Source organism: Streptomyces sp. NPDC052042 (genome assembly GCF_044548345.1).
In the GTDB taxonomy this organism is placed as follows: Bacteria; Actinomycetota; Actinomycetes; order Streptomycetales; family Streptomycetaceae; genus Streptomyces.
In genome coordinates, this window is sequence record NZ_JBIUBU010000001.1 from 305,594 (window position 1) to 323,915 (window position 18,322).

Annotated in this window: 16 protein-coding genes; all 16 read right to left on the reverse strand. The window is 71.3% G+C overall.

All coding sequences use genetic code 11. From position 1 onward, the window contains the following. Positions 1-110: 110 nt before the first annotated feature. Positions 111-1,244 carry a DivIVA domain-containing protein gene (locus ACIHCL_RS01335; RefSeq protein ID WP_399855532.1) on the reverse strand — a complete coding sequence of 378 codons (1,134 nt, stop codon included), beginning with the start codon at positions 1,242-1,244 and terminating at the stop codon, positions 111-113. Positions 1,245-1,293: 49 nt separating this feature from the next. Then, positions 1,294-1,578 carry a YggT family protein gene (locus ACIHCL_RS01340; protein WP_399855535.1) on the reverse strand — a complete coding sequence of 95 codons (285 nt, stop codon included), beginning with the start codon at positions 1,576-1,578 and terminating at the stop codon, positions 1,294-1,296. A gap of 71 nt (positions 1,579-1,649) precedes the next feature. After that, positions 1,650-2,279, reverse strand: a complete 630-nt coding sequence (locus tag ACIHCL_RS01345) for a cell division protein SepF (RefSeq protein ID WP_399857089.1) — start codon at positions 2,277-2,279, stop codon at positions 1,650-1,652. A gap of 126 nt (positions 2,280-2,405) precedes the next feature. Beyond that, positions 2,406-3,125, reverse strand: a complete 720-nt coding sequence (locus ACIHCL_RS01350; RefSeq protein ID WP_399855538.1) for a YggS family pyridoxal phosphate-dependent enzyme — start codon at positions 3,123-3,125, stop codon at positions 2,406-2,408. 6 nt (positions 3,126-3,131) lie between these two features. Continuing rightward, the gene (gene pgeF, locus ACIHCL_RS01355) at positions 3,132-3,887 is read right to left on the reverse strand and encodes a peptidoglycan editing factor PgeF (protein WP_399855541.1); all 756 of its coding nucleotides are present in this window, start codon (positions 3,885-3,887) and stop codon (positions 3,132-3,134) included. Next, entirely contained in the window at positions 3,884-5,098 is a 1,215-nt protein-coding gene (ftsZ, locus tag ACIHCL_RS01360; RefSeq protein WP_399855544.1) for a cell division protein FtsZ, read from the reverse strand. The genes pgeF and ftsZ overlap by 4 nt, the downstream gene beginning before the upstream one ends. Positions 5,099-5,375: 277 nt before the next feature. Next, the gene (locus ACIHCL_RS01365) at positions 5,376-6,164 is read right to left on the reverse strand and encodes a cell division protein FtsQ/DivIB (RefSeq protein ID WP_399855546.1); all 789 of its coding nucleotides are present in this window, start codon (positions 6,162-6,164) and stop codon (positions 5,376-5,378) included. 50 nt (positions 6,165-6,214) lie between these two features. Further along, entirely contained in the window at positions 6,215-7,309 is a 1,095-nt protein-coding gene (gene murG, locus ACIHCL_RS01370; protein WP_399855550.1) for an undecaprenyldiphospho-muramoylpentapeptide beta-N-acetylglucosaminyltransferase, read from the reverse strand. Positions 7,310-7,315: 6 nt separating this feature from the next. Beyond that, positions 7,316-8,773 (reverse strand): putative lipid II flippase FtsW, encoded by a 1,458-nt coding sequence (gene ftsW, locus ACIHCL_RS01375; protein WP_399855553.1) that lies wholly within the window; start codon positions 8,771-8,773, stop codon positions 7,316-7,318. A gap of 98 nt (positions 8,774-8,871) precedes the next feature. Further along, the gene (gene murD / locus ACIHCL_RS01380) at positions 8,872-10,305 is read right to left on the reverse strand and encodes a UDP-N-acetylmuramoyl-L-alanine--D-glutamate ligase (RefSeq protein WP_399855556.1); all 1,434 of its coding nucleotides are present in this window, start codon (positions 10,303-10,305) and stop codon (positions 8,872-8,874) included. Then, positions 10,287-11,357, reverse strand: coding sequence for a phospho-N-acetylmuramoyl-pentapeptide-transferase (gene mraY / locus ACIHCL_RS01385; protein WP_399855559.1), 1,071 nt, complete (start codon positions 11,355-11,357; stop codon positions 10,287-10,289). Before mraY ends, murD begins: the two co-directional genes overlap by 19 nt. Next, positions 11,354-12,760, reverse strand: coding sequence for a UDP-N-acetylmuramoyl-tripeptide--D-alanyl-D-alanine ligase (gene murF / locus ACIHCL_RS01390; protein WP_399855561.1), 1,407 nt, complete (start codon positions 12,758-12,760; stop codon positions 11,354-11,356). The genes mraY and murF overlap by 4 nt, the downstream gene beginning before the upstream one ends. A gap of 4 nt (positions 12,761-12,764) precedes the next feature. After that, positions 12,765-14,492, reverse strand: a complete 1,728-nt coding sequence (locus tag ACIHCL_RS01395; RefSeq protein WP_399855564.1) for a UDP-N-acetylmuramoyl-L-alanyl-D-glutamate--2,6-diaminopimelate ligase — start codon at positions 14,490-14,492, stop codon at positions 12,765-12,767. Between the two features lie 17 nt (positions 14,493-14,509). Continuing rightward, a complete protein-coding gene (locus ACIHCL_RS01400; RefSeq protein WP_399855566.1) occupies positions 14,510-16,483 on the reverse strand; it encodes a peptidoglycan D,D-transpeptidase FtsI family protein in 1,974 nt (657 codons plus the stop codon). A 4-nt stretch (positions 16,484-16,487) separates the two neighbouring features. Beyond that, positions 16,488-17,081 (reverse strand): septum formation initiator family protein, encoded by a 594-nt coding sequence (locus ACIHCL_RS01405; protein WP_399855568.1) that lies wholly within the window; start codon positions 17,079-17,081, stop codon positions 16,488-16,490. Positions 17,082-17,130: 49 nt separating this feature from the next. Beyond that, positions 17,131-18,096, reverse strand: a complete 966-nt coding sequence (gene rsmH, locus ACIHCL_RS01410) for a 16S rRNA (cytosine(1402)-N(4))-methyltransferase RsmH (RefSeq protein ID WP_399855571.1) — start codon at positions 18,094-18,096, stop codon at positions 17,131-17,133. Positions 18,097-18,322 lie beyond the last annotated feature (226 nt).

The following is an 18,322-nucleotide window of genomic DNA, read 5'->3' on the forward strand; positions in this document are numbered from 1 at the left end:
CTGGCCCCACCGGCACCACGGCCCCGACACGGCGAAGGGCCGGCCCCCGGGTCTCCCCGGAAACCGGCCCTTGCCTGCCGACGGCTACGCGCTGACCGCGCGTACCCGGCTCAGTTGTCGTCCTCGTCGATCAGGAACCCGCGCATCGGCGACGGGGCCTGCTGCTGCATCGGCTGCGGCGCCTGCGGCCGCACCGGCGCCATCGGCTGGGTCATCGCCGGCGACATCTGCTGCTGACCGCCGTACGAGGGCCCTCCGCCCATGGACGGGTTGCCGCCCATCTGCTGGTTGCCGTGGTTGCCGTGGTTGCCGCCCATGCTGTGGCCCATGGCGCCCGCACCGGCCGGGGCCAGCGAGGGCGACGGCGGGAGCGAGGCGGCCGCGGGGGTGCGCGGCGGGGCGAGCGAGTCGTCCGCCTGGGTCTCCAGCTGACGCAGCTGGCTCTCCAGGTAGGACTTCAGCCGGGTGCGGTATTCGCGCTCGAAGCCGCGCAGGTCCTCGACCTTGCGCTCCAGCGTCGCGCGGGCCGACTCCAGCGAGCCCATCGCCACGCGGTGCTTCTCCTGCGCGTCCCGCTCCAGAGCGTCCGCCTTGGCCCGCGCGTCGCGCTCCAGCCCCTCGGCACGGCTGCGCGCCTCACCGACGATCTTGTTGGCCTCGGAACGGGCCTCCGCGATCGCCTGGTCGGCCGTCTGCTGCGCGAGCGAGAGAACACGGGCGGCGCTGTCGCCGCCGGGGCCCTGAGCGGGCTGCTGCATCGGCGGCTGCTGCATCTGCTGCTGCGGGGCGTGACCACCCATGGGGCCACCCATCGGGCCGCCCATGGGACCACCCTGCATCGGGCCGGGGCCGTGCGGGCCCTGCGGACCGGGGCCGTGCTGACCCTGGGGACCGGGGCCGTGACCACTGGGACCGGCGGGCAGCTGCGGAGCACCACCGGGCAGCTGGGGGGGACCCATCTGCGGGGGCTGCTGCTGGACCGGCGGTCCCGATATGGCGGCGGGCACGGGGGCCCCGGGCCGGTCCTGCGGCTCCGGCTTGCGCATGCCCTGCTGCTGGTTCTGCGCGGCGGCCCGCGTCGCGGCGGCCAGCTTGGCGCGCAGATCCTCGTTCTCACGGAGCAGGCGGGTCAGCTCGGCCTCGACCTCGTCGAGGAAGGCATCGACCTCGTCCTCGTCGTAGCCTTCTCGTAGACGGACGGTTGTGAACTGCTTGTTCCGCACGTCCTCGGGGGTCAGCGGCATCTCTTCTTCACCTCTACGTAGTCGTCGGCAGTCGGCAAGACCGTATCGCTCACAACCCGATCACGATGCCTCTCAGGATGAAAACGATGATCATCAGAACGAAGAAGGACAGGTCGAGTGCCACGCCCCCGAGACGCAGCGGCGGGATGAACCGCCGCAGAAGCTTGAGCGGTGGATCGGTGACCGTATAGGCGGCCTCAAGTATGACCACCATCGGCTTGCCGGGCTGCCATGAACGTGCGAACTGGAAGACGTAGTCCATGACCAGCCGGAAGATCAGCACGATGAGGAAACACGTCAACGCGATATAGACAACCTCTTGTGCGACGCCCATCGCGCGCTTCCCTCTCCCCTGGCTCCCTGGCCCCGGCCTCCCGGCCGGACCATTCCCGGTGTCTCGTGTTCTCAGCTCTGGTTGAAGAATCCGCCCTCAGCGATGCGGGCCTTGTCCTCCGCCGTGACATCGACGTTAGCAGGCGACAACAGGAACACCTTCTGCGTCACACGCTCAATGCTGCCATGGAGTCCGAAGACGAGTCCTGCCGCAAAGTCGACAAGTCGCTTCGCGTCCGTATCGTCCATCTCCGTGAGGTTCATGATCACCGGAGTACCCTCGCGGAAGTGTTCGCCGATGGTACGGGCCTCGTTGTAGGTCCTGGGGTGCAGTGTGGTGATGCGGTACGGCTCCCGCTCGGACACGACCTTGGGCATGATCACCGGCGCGTTCTTCTCCAGGTTCGGACGTTCGGGTGTGATGGATGCCACGGGTGCGATCCGGGCGGGTCGCTCCCTTTCCACCGGGATCTGCACCGGCTCCCGCTGCGCGGGGGGCTGCACCGCTCGCACCGGTTCGTCCTCTTCGCGCTCCCGGTCCCGCTCCCGTTCGACCTGGTGCGAGGACTGATGCCGACGCCGGTCGCGCTCGGGCTCCGGCTCGGGTTCGAATTCGTCATCGGGGTCGAACCCCGGACCGTCGTACCCATCGTCCTCCACGAGGCCGAGGTAGACCGCCATCTTGCGCATCGCGCCGGCCATGCTCTGAATCCTCCGCTCTGTGGTGGATCGGCATCTGTCACCAAGTGCCGCGTGATCCACTGTGGCCTGCCCGCCATCAGCGGGATTGACCATATTTTCTGCTGTGGTCCGACTCGTCTGGCGACGTTACCGGAGGCTCGGTCGGACTCCGAGTACCGCCGTACCGACGCGTACATGTGTCGCCCCGGCCGCGACGGCCTCCTCGAGGTCCGAACTCATCCCCGCGGAGACCATGTTCGCAGCCGGGTGGTCCACGCGCAGGCGGGTCGACAATTCCATCAGCCGATCGAAGGCCGCACGCCGCCGTCCCGCGAACGGTCCGGCGAGCGGCGCGACGGTCATCAGACCGGCGAGCCGCAGCCCGGGCGCGGAGTCGACCGCGGCGGCCAACTCCTCCACTCCGTCCGGGGCGACACCGCCCCGGACACCTCGCTCGCCGCTCTCCGCGTCGAGCGCCACCTGTACCAGGCAGCCGAGTTCGCGACTTTCACGCTCGGCCGCCGCCGAGAGGGACGTGACCAGTTTGACCCGATCCATCGACTGCACAAAATCGGCATAACCAGCGACAGAACGAACCTTATTCGTCTGCAACTGACCGACAAAGTGCCACGTGAGCGATAGATCCGCACACTCGGCCGCCTTGGGAGCGGCCTCCTGGTCGCGGTTCTCCGCGACATGACGCACACCGAGTTCATGCAGGATCCGCACATCGCTCGCGGGGTAGGTCTTGGTGACCACGACGAGGGTCACCTCCTCCCGCGCACGGCCGGCGGAGGCGCAGGCGGAGGCGATGCGCTCCTCCACCCGTGCCAGGTTTTCAGCGAGCTGGGTTCTACGGTCCGTCATGCGCTATCAGTCCAACCAGACATATCCGGCGAGCCGCCCGGTGGTGCGGTCGCGTCGGTACGAGAAGTGATCGCCCGATTCGAGGGTGCAGACCGAGGAGGCCCGCCGGTCCTCCACCCCGAGCGCCTCGAGTTGCGCATGGACCCCCGCGGTGACGTCCACGGCCGGGGTGCCCCAACTGGTCTCGGACCAGGAGGCCGGGACGGTCTCGGCGACCTCGGCGCGCATCGGGGCGGGGACCTCGTAGCACCGTCCGCAGACGGCCGGTCCGGTCCGTGCGACGATCCGCGAGGTCTTCGCGCCGAGCGCGGTCATCGCCTCGACCGCGGCGGGGACGACCCCGGCGACCAGTCCGGGACGGCCCGCGTGTGCCGCCGCCGCGATCCCGGCGACGGGATCGGCGAGCAGGACGGGGGTGCAGTCGGCGGTGAGCACGGCGAGTGCGAGCCCGCGCCCCGCTGTGACCAGCGCGTCCACGGCGGGGATTTCCGAAATGTCCCCCCAGGGTGCGTCGACGACCGCGACGTCCCGTCCGTGCACCTGGTTCATCCAGACGACCCGAGCCGGGTCCAGTCCGAGGGCCCCGGCGGCGCGCTCCCGATTGGCCAGAACGGCGGCGGGGTCGTCACCGACCGCGCCGCCGAGGTTGAGTTCCGCATACGGGGCCGCGCTCACCCCGCCCCACCTGTCGGTGAAGGCGAAGCGCGCGCGGCCCGAAGTCTCCGAGGCCACCGCAGGAACCGAGCGGTGCGGGACTATCACTTCAAGAAGTCCGGGACATCCAGCTCTTCGACCTGGGAGTCCGGGTAGGGACGGGCCGGCGGGATGTGCGGCGTGGCGACCGGCGGCAGGTGCTTCTCACCGGCCATGGGCGCGGGCTCGGCCGGGGCCAGGGGATCCTCGCGCGAGGGCAGGGATCCCAGTCCGCCGGTGTGGCGCACGGGCTCGGACCGGACCGGAGGAGCCGCCGACTCCTCGCGCTTGGCGGAGCCCGCGCCCAGGACGTTCTCCCGGCGGGCCGGCGGCTGTCCGCCGTCGAAACCGGCCGCGATCACGGTGACGCGCACCTCGTCGCCCAGCGCGTCGTCGATGACGGCGCCGAAGATGATGTTCGCCTCGGGGTGCGCCGCCTCGCTCACCAGCTGCGCGGCCTCGTTGATCTCGAAGAGACCGAGGTCGCTGCCGCCGGAGATGGAGAGCAGCACGCCGCGGGCGCCGTCGATGGACGCCTCGAGGAGCGGCGAGGAGATCGCCATCTCCGCGGCGGCCACCGCGCGGTCGTCGCCGCGGGCGGAGCCGATGCCCATGAGCGCCGATCCGGCCTCGGACATGACCGACTTGACGTCGGCGAAGTCGAGGTTGATCAGACCGGGCGTCGTGATGAGGTCGGTGATGCCCTGGACACCGGAGAGCAGTACCTGGTCGGCCGACTTGAACGCGTCGAGCACGCTGACCTGCCGGTCCGAGATGGACAGCAGCCGGTCGTTGGGGATGACGATGAGGGTGTCGACCTCTTCGCGGAGTTCGGCGATGCCGTCCTCCGCCTGGTTCGCCCGGCGCCGGCCCTCGAAGGTGAACGGGCGGGTGACCACGCCGATCGTCAGGGCGCCCAGCGAGCGCGCGATGTTCGCGACGACGGGTGCGCCGCCGGTGCCGGTGCCGCCGCCCTCTCCGGCGGTGACGAAGACCATGTCGGCCCCCTTGAGGACCTCCTCGATCTCCTCGCGGTGGTCCTCTGCCGCCTTGCGGCCGACGGCCGGGTTGGCCCCGGCGCCGAGTCCGCGGGTGAGTTCGCGGCCGACGTCGAGCTTGACGTCGGCATCGCTCATCAACAGGGCTTGCGCATCCGTGTTGATCGCGATGAACTCGACGCCCTTGAGACCGACCTCGATCATTCGGTTGATGGCATTGACACCACCGCCGCCGACACCGATGACCTTGATGACTGCGAGGTAGTTCTGCGGTGCTGCCACGTCGAAGGCCTCTCGCCTCGAGTTACGTGTCGCCGCTTGACGGTGTTCCCGCCGCGACGACGGATGCCGATTGGGGCGGTCCGAAACGCCGACCCGAACCCTAACGTTGAAGTTTAGGGTTACCAGTGTGTCTGCTTCATGGACTCTTCCGAACAGGACACTAAGTCGACAAGTGGCGCGTGTTCAACGAACACGCCGAACCTCCCGTTTTTCTTTTCACCCTATGTGATCACCCGTAGCGCTGACCAACCAGGGTGCTGGCCTGGACGCATATGCGTCAACCGCCCGATACGGCAGGGGCGGTGGGCGCGCTCACGTCGAAGCGCTCCGCGTCGGGAGCGGCTTTCATGAGAGCGGTCAGGACCCGCGCCTTCACCTGCCCGTCCTCGCCGCTGCCCCAGTTCACCGTGCGTCCCCGGGTGAGCTCCAGGGAGATCGAATCGTACGAGGCGACCCGCACGACCTTGGTGTCCCCGGCGACACCGCCCGGAAGTCCGCCCGCGACCCGGACCGCCTCCCGCACCAGCCGGGCACTGCCGAAGCGGCGCAGACCAGGCGACTGACGGGCTGTCAGCTCCAGGATCGGCACGCGCTTGGGCGCCCGGTCCACCGTCGCGAAACGCACACCCTTGGCGTCCACTTCGATGAACTTCGCACCCTTTTTCATCAGCAGGACCGGCTGCCGTTCGGTCACTTTAAGTCCGATTCCATGCGGCCACGCCCGTACGACATCCACCGAGTCGATACGAGGCACCTTCCGGCGCAACCGTTCGGCGATGACGTCGGCGTCCACGGAGATGAGCGGAGCACCGATCGGCACCGCCGCGGCGGCCTCGACCTCGGCGGGGGTCAGCACGTCGACGCCGGTCGTCCTGACCTTTTCGACCCGGAGCCAGGGAGAGCCGTAGAGCGCCCAGACGGCACCCGAACCGAGCAGCAGAACCAGCACGCCCGTCACGATCAGCTGGGTGCGGCTGGGCCGCCAACGCCCTTCGGCGCCCGGCGGGTCGGCCGGTGAGTCCTGCTGTCGCGCTGCACCGCGCCGGGCGGTCGTCGGTCCGGCCACGCTCGCTCCTCACACCGGGTCCGGGAGCGGCGCCCCCGGACCCGTCCGCCTCACGCGCCTCGGCGTGCGGCAATCGCCTCGTACACCATGCCGACGAGCAGATCGTCGGCGTCCCGGCGGCCGAACTCCGTGGCGGAACGGGACATTTCATACAACCGGTGCGGATCCGCGAGCACCGGCAGGACGTTGCCCTGCACCCACTCGGGGGTGAGCGCCGCGTCGTCCACCAGCAGGCCGCCACCGGCGTTCACCACCGGCTGGGCGTTGAGCCGCTGTTCGCCGTTGCCGATGGGCAGCGGTACGTAGGCGGCGGGGAGCCCGACGGCGGAGAGTTCGGCGACGGTCATCGCGCCCGCCCGGCACAGCATCATGTCGGCCGCCGCGTACGCGAGATCCATCCGGTCCACGTACGGTACCGGGATGTACGGCGGCATTCCGGGCATGTTGTCGACGTGCGGCAGTTCGTTCTTCGGGCCGACCACGTGGAGGATCTGGATCCCGGAGCGCTGGAGCAGCGGGGCGACACTCTGGACCACCTCGTTGAGGCGGCGCGCGCCCTGGGAGCCGCCGGAGACCAGCAGCGTCGGCAGGTTGGGGTCCAGGCCGAAGGCGGCACGCGCCTCGGGGCGCACCCGGGCGCGGTCCAGCGTGGCGATGGTCCGGCGCAGCGGGATGCCGATGTAGCGGGCGCCGCGCAGCTTGCTGTCGGGGGTGGAGACGGCGACCGCTTCGGCGTACCGCGAGCCGATCTTGTTGGCCAGACCGGGCCGGGCGTTGGCCTCGTGGACGACGATCGGCACACCGGCACGCTTGGCCGCCAGATAACCGGGCAGGGCGACATAGCCGCCGAAGCCGACCACGCAGTCCGCCTTGGTGCGCTCCAGGATCTGCTCGGCCGCCTTGATGGTGCCGCGCAGCCGTCCCGGGACGGTGATCAGTTCCGGGGTGGGCTTGCGCGGCAGCGGCACGGCCGGGATCAGGGCGAGTTCGTACCCCCGCTCGGGCACCAGCCTGGTCTCCAGGCCGCGCTCCGTGCCGAGGGCGGTGATTCCCACCGTCGGGTCCTGCCTGCGCAGGGCGTCCGCGAGGGCGAGCGCGGGCTCGATGTGGCCGGCGGTCCCCCCGCCGGCGAGTACGACATGCACCGAAATTCACCGCTCTCCGGACGAACGCTTCTTGACGCGCCGTCTCATCGACTTCCATCTCACCCCGGACCTCCGCATGGCCAGGGCCGCCTTCGCGGCGGGTTCCTCTCGCGCGAACGCGATCAGCAGCCCGACGGCGAACATGGTCGGCAGCAGGGCAGACCCTCCGTAGGAGAACAGCGGGAGCGGGACACCGGCGATCGGCAGCAGGCCGAGCACCGCACCGATGTTGATCACGAACTGCACCATGATCCAGGTGGTCACGCCTCCCGCGGCGTACCTCACGAAGGGGTCCTCCGTGCGTCCGGCCACGCGGATACTCGCATAGCCTAGAGCCGCGAAGAGAGCGAGCACCGACAGCGTCCCCGCCAGCCCCAGTTCCTCCCCGGTGATGGCGAAGATGAAGTCGGTGTGCGGTTCAGGCAGTTGACCCCATTTTTCCACACTCGCGCCGAGCCCGGAACCGAACCATCCGCCGGAGGCCAGGGCGTAGATGCCGTGCACGGCCTGCCAGCAGGAGTCATCGGGGCCCGGCTCGGTGGCGCCGACGCAGGCGAGCCGGGACATCCGGTTCGGGCTGGTCTTGATCAGCACGACGGAGATCGCGACGGCGAAGGCGAGCACCCCGGCGAAGAGCCGGGTGGGGGCGCCCGCCAGCCAGAGCAGCCCGAACAGGATCGCCGTGAGAATCATCGCAGTGCCCATGTCGCCGCCGAGCATGATCAGCCCGAGGATCAGGAAGGCGACGGGGACCAGCGGCACGAGCATGTGCTTCCACTGCGCCAGCAGTTGCTTGTCCTGTTTGCGGGCGAGCAGATCCGCGCCCCACAGGATCAGGGCCAGCTTGCCGAACTCGCTGGGCTGGAGCAGGAAGGGTCCGCCCAGGGAGAGCCAGTTCTGGTTGCCGTTGATCGACTTCCCGATCCCCGGCACCTGGACCAGCGCCATCAGGACGGCCGTTCCCACGAGCAGCGGATAGGCCAGCGCCCGGTGCAGCTTGACGGGCATCCGGACGGCGATCGCCATCAGCCCGGCGCCGATGACGGCGGCGAGGAACTGCTTGCGGAAGAAGAAGCTGCCCGGCTTGTCCAACTCCAGGGCCTTGATCATCGAGGCGGAGTAGACCATCACCAGGCCGAGCACGGTGAGCAGCAGGCCGGCGCCCAGGATCAGGTAGTACGCGGTCAGCGGGCGGTCCCAGGCCCGCCGTGCCCGCTCGTACAGCCGTCGTGCGGTGCCGCCGCGGGGGGCGCGGGAGGACCCGGTGGAACGGCTCCTGGGGCGCTCCGCCGCGGGGCGCCGGGCACCGGCGGCGGAGCGGACCCGCAGGAGGGGGCCGAAGGGCGCCTGGGCGCTCACCGCGGCGCCCGCGGGCAGGGGCGGGGCGAGTGCCCGGCGGATCGCCGCGGTGGCCCGTGGGCGGTTGCCACGGGCCACCGCGGCGGAACTCTCGTCGGCCGGCATTGTCGCTGTCCCCTCCACTGTGCGTGCCCGGGGCCGCCGCCGAGGGCCGGGCGCCCGCGCCCGGTCGTCCGGGCGGTACGGTGCGCGGGCCGGGCCCGTCAGTCGCTCTCGGCTGCGAGCGCGCGGACCGCGTCCGCGAACGCCTCGCCCCGCTTGTTGTAGTTGACGAACATGTCCATCGAGGCGCAGGCCGGGGCCAGCAGGACCGTGTCCCCCGGCCCGGCGAGCCGTGCTGCCTCGCGGACCGCCTCGGACATCGCCCCAGTGTCGGTCCGGTCGAGGTCGACCACCGGGACCTCGGGGGCGTGTCGCGCCAGGGCTTCGCGGATCAGCGCCCGGTCCCGGCCCATCAGCACGACGCCCCGCAGCCGCCCGGCGGCGCCGGCCACCAGCTCGTCGAAGGTGGCGCCCTTGGCGAGGCCGCCGGCGATCCAGACGATCGGGTCGTAGGCGGCGAGGGACGCCTGCGCGGCGTGCGTGTTGGTGGCCTTGGAGTCGTCGACGTACGCGACCCCGGCGAGGTCCGCGACGTGCTCGATGCGGTGCGGGTCGGGGCGGAAGGCCCGCAGGCCGTCCCGTACGGCCGCGGGCTGGACGCCGAAGGCGCGGGCCAGGGCCGCCGCCGCCAGGGCGTTGGCGATGTTGTGGGGGGCGGCCGGGGCGACGTCGGAGACCTCGGCGAGCTCCTGGGCCTGCTGCTGCCGGTTCTCCACGAAGGCCCGGTCGACGAGGATGCCGTCGACGACACCCAGTTGGGAGGGGCCCGGTGTGCCGAGGGTGAAGCCGATGGCCCGGCAGCCCTCCTCGACATCGGCCTCGCGGACCAGGTCCTCGGTGGCCTTCTCCGCCACGTTGTAGACGCAGGCGACGCGGTTGCCCTCGTAGATCCGGCCCTTGTCCGCGACGTACGCCTCCATGGAGCCGTGCCAGTCGAGATGGTCGGGAGCCAGGTTGAGGACGGCCGCGGAGTGGGCGCGCAGCGACGGCGCCCAGTGCAGCTGGTAGCTGGAGAGTTCGACGGCGAGCACGTCGTACTCCTCCTCGCCGAGGACGGCGTCGAGGAGGGACACACCGATGTTGCCGACGGCCGCGGTGCGCAGCCCGGCCGCCTCCAGGATCGAGGCGAGCATCCGGACGGTCGTGGTCTTGCCGTTGGTGCCGGTGACCGCGAGCCACGGCGCGGCACCGGGGCCGCGCAGCCGCCAGGCGAGTTCGACGTCGCCCCAGACCGGGACGCCCGCCTCGGCGGCTGCGGCGAACAGCGGCTTGTCGGGCTTCCAGCCGGGTGTGGTGACGACGAGCTCGGTGGACTCGGGCAGGGTCGCCCCGTCGCCGAGGCGGACGGTCATGCCCTCCGCCTCCAGCTCGGCCGCCTGCGCGCGGGAACGCTCGTCGTCCCCGTCGTTGACGACCGTGACGACGGCGCCGAGGCCGTGCAGCGCCCGGGCCGCCGGGATTCCGGAGACGCCCAGTCCGGCGACGGTGACGTGTGTGCCCTGCCAGTCCACTGTGCTCACTTCTCGGCTGCCCATCCCGCGTAGAAGAGTCCCAGGCCGACGATCACGCACATGCCCTGGATGATCCAGAAGCGGACCACCACGAGGACTTCCGACCATCCCTTGAGTTCGAAGTGGTGCTGGAGGGGTGCCATGCGGAAGACGCGCTTGCCGGTCATCTTGAACGAACCGACCTGGATGACCACGGACATGGTGATCATCACGAACAGACCGCCGAGGACGGCCATCAGGAACTCCGTGCGGGAGCAGATCGCCAGACCGGCCAGCGCGCCGCCGAGGGCGAGCGATCCGGTGTCGCCCATGAAGATCTTGGCGGGCGAGGTGTTCCACCACAGGAAGCCGAAGCAGGCGCCCATCAAGGCGGAGGCGACGACGGCGAGGTCGAGCGGATCGCGTACCTGGAAGCAGGCGTTGGGGTTGGTCAGGGCCTCCGCGTTGGCGCAGGACTCCTGGAACTGCCACAGCCCGATGAAGGTGTACGCGCCGAAGACCATCACGGACGCGCCGGTGGCCAGGCCGTCCAGGCCGTCCGTCAGGTTCACGCCGTTGGACATGGCGAGGATCATGAACAGGGCCCAGACGACGAACAGCACCGGGCCGATCGACCAGCCGAAGTCCGTGACGAACGACAGCTTGGTGGAGGCCGGGGTGTTGCCCCGGGAGTCGGCGAACTGGAGCGAGAGCACCGCGAAGGCGACGCCGACGATCAGCTGGCCCGCCATCTTGGCCTTGGCCCGCAGACCCAGCGAGCGCTGCTTGACGATCTTGATGTAGTCGTCGAGGAAGCCGACGAGGCCCATACCGGCCATGAGGAAAAGCACCAGCACGCCGGAGAAGGTCATCGGCTCGCCGGTGATCACCTTCGCCAGGATGTACGCGATGATCGTGGCCAGGATGAAGGCGATCCCACCCATGGTGGGCGTGCCCTTCTTGGACCCGTGGGTGCGCGGGCCGTCGTCCCGGATGAACTGACCGTATCCCTTGCGGGCCAGCAGCTTGATCAGCAGCGGAGTTCCGACCAGGGTCAGGAAGAGCCCGATGGCCCCCGCGAACAGGATCTGCCTCATCGGCCGGCGACCTCGCCCTCGGACGCGTTCTCCAGCAGTGCCATGGCGACCTGCTCCAGGCCGACCGACCGGGACGCCTTCACCAGCACGACGTCTCCCGGGCGCAGCTCACTGCGCAACAGGTCGACCGCAGCCTGTGCGTCGGACACGTGCACCGACTCCTCACCCCACGAACCCTCGTTGTATGCGCCCAGTTGCAGCCAGGAGGCCTCTCTGCCCCCGACCGCGACGAGCTTGCTGACGTTGAGCCGGACGGCGAGCCGTCCGACCGCGTCGTGCTCGGCGAGCGAGGCGTCGCCCAGCTCGGCCATGGAGCCGAGCACCGCCCACGTACGGCGGCCCTTCCCCATGGCGGCCAGTGCGCGCAGCGCAGCCTTCATGGATTCGGGGTTCGCGTTGTAGGCGTCGTTGACGATCGTCACGCCGTCCGGACGCTCGGTGACCTCCATCCGCCAGCGGGAGAGGGTGCCCGCCTCGGAGAGCCCTTCGGCGATCTCGTCTGCGGACAGGCCCAGCTCATGGGCGACGGCGGCCGCGGCGAGCGCGTTCGACACGTGGTGCTCACCGTACAGGCGCATCGTCACATCACTGCACCCGGTGGGTGTGTGGAGCGTGAAGGCGGGGCGGCCGTCGTCGGTGAGACGCACGTTCTCGCCCCGTACGTCCGCATCCGCGGCCTCGCCGAAGAGCAGCACCCGCGCCTTCGTGCGGGCGGTCATGGCGCGTACGAGCGGGTCGTCGGCGTTGAGCACGGCGAGGCCGTCCTCGGGCAGGGACTCGACCATCTCGCCCTTGGCCCGGGCGATCTGCTCCCGACCGCCGAACTCGCCGATGTGGGCGGTGCCGACGTTGAGGACGAGGCCGACGCGGGGCGGGACGAGGCCGGTGAGGTAGCGGATGTCGCCGATGTAGCGCGCGCCCATCTCCAGGACGAGGTGCCGGGTCTCCTCGGTGGCGCGCAACGCGGTGAGCGGCAGGCCGATCTCGTTGTTCAGGTTGCCCGCCGGGTAGACGGTGGGGCCCTTGCGTTCGAGCAGCTGGGCGATGAGGTCCTTGGTGGAGGTCTTGCCCGCGGATCCGGTGAGGGCGACGACGGTGGTGCCGAGGCGGCCGACGACGGCGCGGGCGAGCGCGCCGAGCGCGGCCACGACGTCGTCGACGACGATCGCCGGAACACCGACGGGGCGGGCGGCCAGCACCGCTGCCGCGCCCGCCTCGACGGCGCGCTGCGCGTAGTCGTGGCCGTCGACCCGCTCTCCGGCGAAGGCGGCGAACAGGCTGCCCTGCTCCACCTGTCGGGAGTCGATGACGACGGGCCCGCCGACGACTGCTGCCGGATCGGGTATGTCGTGTGGCTGCCCGCCGACGATTTCGGCGATCTCGGCGAGGGAAAGGGCGATCACTTGGTCATCCCTGACTGTTGTTCTCGTGGGTGTGGGCGCGGTCGTCGGCACCGGGGGTGTCGCCGTGCCCCAGGGAGCGTTCAATGGCCGCGCGCAGGACCACGCGGTCGTCGAAGGGGCGTACCACGCCATGGATGTCCTGCCCCTGCTCGTGGCCCTTGCCGGCGACCAGCACGGTGTCACCGGCCTCGGCACGGGCGACCGCGGCGGCGATGGCGGCGGCCCGGTCGGCGTCGACCAGGACGTCGCCCCGCTCGTGGGCGGGCACCTCGGCGGCGCCCGCGAGCATGGTGGCGAGGATTCCGAGGGGGTCCTCGGAACGGGGATTGTCGGAGGTCAGTACGGCGGTGTCGGCGAGCCGGGCCGCGGCGGCGCCCATCGGGCCGCGTTTGGTGGTGTCGCGGTCGCCGCCGCAGCCGAGCACGATGTGCAGCCTGCCGCGGGTGACCTTGCGCAGCGAACGGAGCACGGACTCGACGGCGTCGGTCTTGTGCGCGTAGTCGACGACGGCCAGGTAGTCCTGTCCGGCGTCGACGCGCTCCAGCCGGCCGGGGACGCCCGGGACCGCGGCGACGCCGTCGGCCGCGGTCTGCGGGTCGAGGCCCGCGACGGCGAGCACGGTGACGGCGGCGAGCGCGTTGGCCACGTTGAACGGTCCGGGCAGCGGGGACCGGGCGGCGATCCGCTCGCCCTCGGGGCCGACGGCGGTGAAGGTGGAGCCCAGCGGCCCGACCTCCACGTCCTCGGCCCGCCAGTCGGCGTCCGGGTGCCCCTCCGCGGAGAAGGTGACCACCGGGACCGACGCCTCGGTGACCAGCCTGCGGCCGTACGCGTCGTCGAGGTTGACCACGCCCCGCCCGCTGCGGAGCGGGGTGAAGAGCCGCGCCTTGGCCTGGAAGTAGTCCTCCATCCCGGAGTGGAACTCCATGTGCTCCGGGCTGAGGTTGTTGAAGACCGCGACGTCGAAGACGCAGCCGTCGACCCGGCCGAGCACCAGCGCGTGGCTGGAGACCTCCATGGTCACCGCGTCGACGCCGCGTTCGCGCATCACGGCGAGCAGGGCCTGGAGGTCGGTGGCCTCGGGGGTGGTGCGCTCGGACTTGATGCGCTCGTCGCCGATCCGCGTCTCCACCGTGCCGATCAGTCCGGTGGCGCGTCCGGCGGCGCGGAGGCCGCCCTCGACGAGGTAGGCGGTGGTGGTCTTGCCCGAGGTCCCGGTGATGCCGATCCGCAGGAGGCCGTCGCCGGGCCGCCCGTAGATCTCGGCGGCGAGATCGCCCATGCGGCCGCGGGGATCCTCGGTGACCAGGACCGGCAGTCCGGTGGCGGCGGCGCGCTCGGCGCCGGCCGGGTCGGTGAGGACCGCCGCCGCGCCGAGGTCGGCCGCCTGGGCGGCGAAGTCGGCGCCGTGGAAGCGGGCGCCCGGCAGGGCCGCGTAGACGTCGCCGGGGCGGACCGCCCGGGAATCGTGGGTGATCCCGGTGACCTCGGCGATCCCCGGCGGTTCGACTCCCAGCCGGGCTGCCAGCTCACCGAGCGGCGTCGGCCTGAGCCGATCCGGGCGGGGCGCTCCCGGGTGATTCACGGGGGCGGCCTTCTGAGTGGTTTGGAACTGATCAGCGTGGGGCACGGCGGTGAGCGTACCGGGCTCCCCCGGCCTCTCGCGACGTGAGGGGCCGGGGGCCCGGTGCTTCCCGTTCCGGTTCCCTGGATCGGGGGTGATGGTCGTCACTGGTCGGTTCCCCGTGTTCACTCGCCGGGGTCGAAGGAGACCGGCAGCCTGGCCGGTGCCCGGCCGGAGGGCGGAGTCTGGAGCGTCTTCAGCGCGAACTCCATGACCTGCTTGTAGATCGGCCCGCAGATCTGGCCGCCGAAGTAGCTGCCCTTGGTGGGGTTCTGGATCGCGCAGTAGACGGTGATCTGCGGATCGTCTGCCGGTGCGAAGCCCGCGAAGGACGCGGTGTAGCCACGGTAGCCGCCCCGCACGGGATCGACCCGGTTGGCCGTACCGGTCTTGCCGGCCACCCGGTAGCCGGGGATCCTGGCCTTCGTCCCGGTGCCCTCCTCGTCGCCGACCACCGATTCCAGCATGGTGGCGAGCGTCTTGGCGGTCTTCTCGCTGACCACCCGGGTCTTCTTCGGCGCGGGCGCGGGTTCGAAGCGGCCGTCGGGGCCCTTGGCGCCGCGCACCAGCGTGGGAGCGATGCGGACGCCTCCGTTCGCGATGGTCGAGTAGATGGAGGCGGCCTGCATCGCGTTGACCGAGAGGCCCTGACCGAACGGGATCGTGTACTGCTGCGAAGTCGACCAGTCCCCGGGCTTGGCGAGGATGCCGGGCGTCTCGCCCGGGTAGCCGAGCCCGGTCGGCGAGCCGAGCCCGAACTTGCGCAGGTAGGAGTAGAGGACCTGGTTGGCCTCGGCCTGCGTCTTGCCGAGTTCGCCGGTGGCCAGGATGGTGCCGATGTTGCTGGACTTGGCGAGCACGCCGTTGAGCGTCAGGTACCAGGTGGGGTGGTCGATGTCGTCCTTGAAGAGCCGGTCGCCGCGGTGCAGCCGGTTCGGGACGGTGACATGGGTGCCCGGGGCGGCGGCGCCCTCCTCCAGTACCGCGGCCATGGACATGACCTTGCTGGTGGAACCGGGTTCGTACGCGTCCTGGAGCGCCGCGTTGCCCAACGACGCCGGGTCGGCCTTCGAGAGGTCGTTGGGGTCGAAGCCGGGTGCGTTCGCCATCGCGAGGACCTCGCCGGTCCTGGCGTTCTGCACGATGACGTAGCCGCGGTCCGCCCTGGACTGCTTCACCTGGGCGGTGATGGCCTGCTGGGCGGCCCACTGGATGTCCCGGTCGATGGTCAGCTCGATGTCGGAGCCGGGGACGGCCGGGACCTCCTCGGAGTTCGCGGTGGGCACCCGCCGGCCGCCGGACTGGGCGTAGCTGATGGTGCCGTCCTCGCCCGCGAGCTCCTTGTTCAGCTGCGCCTCCAGGCCGCCCGAGCCCTTGCCCTCGGCGTTGACGTAGCCGAGTATCCCGGCGGCCAGTCCGCCGTTGGGGTAGACCCGCTTGGTGGTCTTCTCCTGGAAGACGCCCACCAGCACGTTGGTCCCGAGGCCGCCGGCCGCCTTGTCCTTGGCGGCCTTCTGGGCGAAGACGGACTTGAGGTCCCTGATCTGGTTCCAGACCTGCGGGGTCTGCCGACGGGCCAGGACGACGTAGCGACCCTTCCCGGTCAGCTTGGCAGTCAGTTCGGCGGTGTCGGCGCCGAGGATCGGGGCGAGGAGTTCGGCCGCCTGCCGGGGCGCGTCGGAGACCTTGCTGAACTCGGGCGTGAACATCGACGGGTCGGCGGTGATGTCGTACGCGTCGACGCTGGTGGCCAGCGCCACGCCCCGGCGGTCGGTGATCTGGCCGCGTTCGGCGGCGACGGTGTGCTTGAAGTAGCGGTTGACCTCGGCCTTGGCCGCGTACGCGTCGGCGTCGACGGCCTGGATCTGGAGGAGCCGGACGACGAACACCAGCATGACGAGCGTCAGGGTGAGGCTGACCAGGCGGAGGCGGGGACGCGGGCTACCGAGTCGCAGGCGGCGCGCGGAGGGGCTGTGGGGCGCGCGGGAGCGGGGCGCGGGCCGGCGGGTGGCGGGCCGGGGGCGTCCCTGGCCGCCGCCGGCGCCACGCGGGCGCGCGGGGCCGGGCACCCGGCGGCGCGGTGTTTCCTTGGGCGGCACTGCGTCACCTGCCGGGGCTCGTCGGGGTCTGGTTCAACGGGATGTCCGGCCCCGCGGACGGGTTGGGGACGGTGCCGGTGGGGTTCGGGGCGGCGCTCGTGGGAGCGGCCGTCACCGGCGGGGCGGGCGAAGTCGCCGCCGGGTCCGCGTCCGACGTGGTCGGGGAGGCGGGGGTGGTGGGGGGCGCGGGGTCGACGGGCTTGCTCGGCGGCGGCGTGGGCCTCGGTTCGGCGGTGGCCTCGTCGGGCTCGCCCCGGACCTTGCCGTCCGGGCCGAGGAAGGCCGGGCTGCCGCCGGGCACCATGCCCAGTTCGCGGGCCCGCCGCTCCAGCGCGTCCGGCCTGGAGAAGCTGTCGACGTCGTGCTGGAGGGCCTGCTGCTCGTCAGTGAGCTCGGTGGTCCGCTTCTTGAGCTCGCTCAGCCTGAACGAACCCTCGTTGATGGCCGAGTTGAGCACCAGGAGCGCGATGAGGCCACCGCCGAGGAGCAGGACAACGAGCAGGACGAAGGGGGTGCGGGCCGCCGTGCTGGGTCCGGAGGGCATCATCCGGACGAGTCGCGCGGCCCGCCCTTTCAGCTGCCGGGCCGGTCCGCTCACCGTGCCGTCCCGGCCGTCGCCGGTGTCCGGGTCCCCGGGCGCCGGGCGCTCATCGTTCGTCCTCGCGGATCCGCTCGGCGCCGCGCAGCCGGGCGGGGGCGGCCCGCCGGTTCTCGGCGATCTCCTCCTCGGTGGGCAGCTCCGCGCCGCGCGTCAGCAGCTTCAGCCGGGGCTGGTAGCGCTCGGGCACGACGGGCAGTCCGGGCGGTGCCGTGGTGGCGGCGCCCGCCGCGAGGACCTGCTTGACCAGCCGGTCCTCCAGCGAGTGGTACGAGAGGACGGCGATGCGGCCGCCGACCGCGAGGCTCCGCACCGCGGCCGGAATGGCCCGTTCCAGGACGGCGAGCTCGCCGTTGACCTCGATGCGCAGGGCCTGGAAGGTGCGCTTGGCGGGGTTGCCCCCGGTGCGCTTGGCGGCCTGCGGCAACGCCTCGCGGATCAGTTCGACGAGCCGGGCGCTGTTGCTGAACGGCTCCTTCTCGCGCTCGCGCACGATCGCCGAAACGATCCGCTTGGCCTGCTTCTCCTCGCCGTACGCGCGCAGGATCCGGACCAGTTCGCCCGGCGGATAGGTGTTGAGCACCTCGGCGGCGCTGACGCCCGTGGTCTGGTCCATGCGCATGTCGAGCGGGGCGTCCTGGGCGTAGGCGAAGCCGCGGTCGGCCTCGTCAAGCTGCATGGAGGAGACGCCGAGGTCGAACAGGACGCCCTGGACCTTCGGGACGCCGAGCCGGTCGAGCACCTCGGGCAGTTCGTCGTAGACGGCGTGCACCAGGGTGGCCCGGTCGCCGTACGGGGCGAGCCGCTCACCGGAGAGCCGCAGCGCCTCCTTGTCGCGGTCGAGGGCGATCAGCCGCGCGGAGGGGAAGGCGGAGAGCAGCGCCTCGCTGTGCCCGCCGAGGCCGAGGGTGCAGTCGACGACCACCGGTTGCCGCGGCTCCGGCGCCTCCAGAGCCGGGGCCAACAGGTCCAGGCACCGCTGGAGCATCACCGGGACGTGTCGGGTCTGGCTCATGCGCCCTCTCAGGCTCAGGTCCGGCGGCGGACGCGCGGCCGGGTCCCCGCCCGCTCGGAAGGGGAGGCCGTCCGGCGCCGGGGAAGGGGCGTCGGGCGACCGGCGAGCGGGAGAGGGCCGGGCCGTACGTACGCGGCGCACGGGGGAATTCCACGGAATGTGCGGGGGGTCGTAACTTCCTGTCACTTTAGTCCACCCTGCCATTCGATCGATTCCCGATCAATCA